This is a genomic window from Chryseobacterium sp. VD8 (assembly GCF_037149975.1).
Lineage (GTDB): Bacteria > Bacteroidota > Bacteroidia > Flavobacteriales > Weeksellaceae > Chryseobacterium > Chryseobacterium indicum.
On record NZ_JBBCQL010000420.1, the window covers coordinates 1 to 1,317 of the forward strand.

At 41.6% G+C, this 1,317-nt stretch carries 1 protein-coding gene; it reads left to right on the plus strand.

Translation table 11 applies throughout. The features are described from left to right. A partial coding sequence (locus tag WFK35_RS22775) for an IgGFc-binding protein (RefSeq protein ID WP_336734919.1) occupies positions 1 to 1,317 on the plus strand: 1,317 nt, incomplete at both ends.

The following is a 1,317-nucleotide window of genomic DNA, read 5'->3' on the forward strand; positions in this document are numbered from 1 at the left end:
CACTGGATTGCGCCTTATTATGCATCCACAACAGGATATACCAATGCCGTATATCTTTCTACTGACTCTACCACCCCGTTTGATGTGAAAATCTACAGCAACAATGCACTGCTTACTACTGTGACTATCAGCAAAGGAAATCCTCAAACGTATTCGGTTCCTCTTGTAAATATAACAGCTACAGCTACAACAGATGCTTTTACTGTAATCAATAAAGGGCTTTATCTGAAAGGTGATAAGCCATTTTACTGTACTCTAAGATCTGCTCAGACCGCTCATGGTGAAATTATTACTTCAAAAGGGAAGGCCGGAATCGGGAAACTGTTCTTCGCAGCCAATGCGCCTAATACCAGCGCAGGAACAGGCACTTCTAATAATTTCACGGCAGGTATTTTAGCAACGGAAGACAATACTCAGGTTACTGTTACATGGACAACTTCAGGAATTCAGTTCATAGGGGCTCCTTCAACTTTTACTGGAAATTCTCAAACTTTTACTTTAAATAAAGGACAGTCTTATATATTAGCAGGAAACAATGGTACCTCGGCAAACCTTACCGGATTCATCGGGGCAAAAGTTGTTTCGGATAAACCCATTAGTTTAACCAATGGTAGTGCAAACGGAAATTTCGGTGCAGGAACTTCTGGCGGTTCAGATTTAATTATGGACCAGTCTGTTCCTGTGGAAAGACTAGGGAATACTTTTGCCATGGTAAAAACAAGGTCTACTGCTCCGGCAGAAAATATGGAGGGCGGAATTGTAATTGCGACAGAAGACAACACACAGATATTTGTAAATGGCGGAACCACTCCGTTAGCGACAATCAATGCTGGAGAATGGTATCGAATCAATGAAACTAATTATGTTCAGCAGGGAACAAGCGGACATTTCAATATGCTGGTTTCCACTTCTAAAAATGTATATCTTTATCAATTGGTAGGGGTAGGTACAGCAAATAATACAGGAGGATACAATTATATTCCGCCGCTAAACTGTTTCCTTCCGAGAAAAATTGATGAGATCGGAAAGATCAACGAAATGCCTGGTATTTCAGGCATCACTTTAAAATTAAATATTTTAACAGAGACAGGAGCCGCAGTTACGTACAGTATTGATGGCGGACCCGCAACCACTCCAACTGCCGCTCAGGGACCTTATCCGTTAACAGGAAATACAAACTGGGTAACCTGTGCTATTGATAACCCTACAGGAAATGTGACGGTAACCTCAACAAAAGCTGTAACAGCCGGAGTAAACGGAGGATACAGTACCGCAGGTTACGGTGGGTATTTTGCAGGATTCTCTTCAATTCCTTTA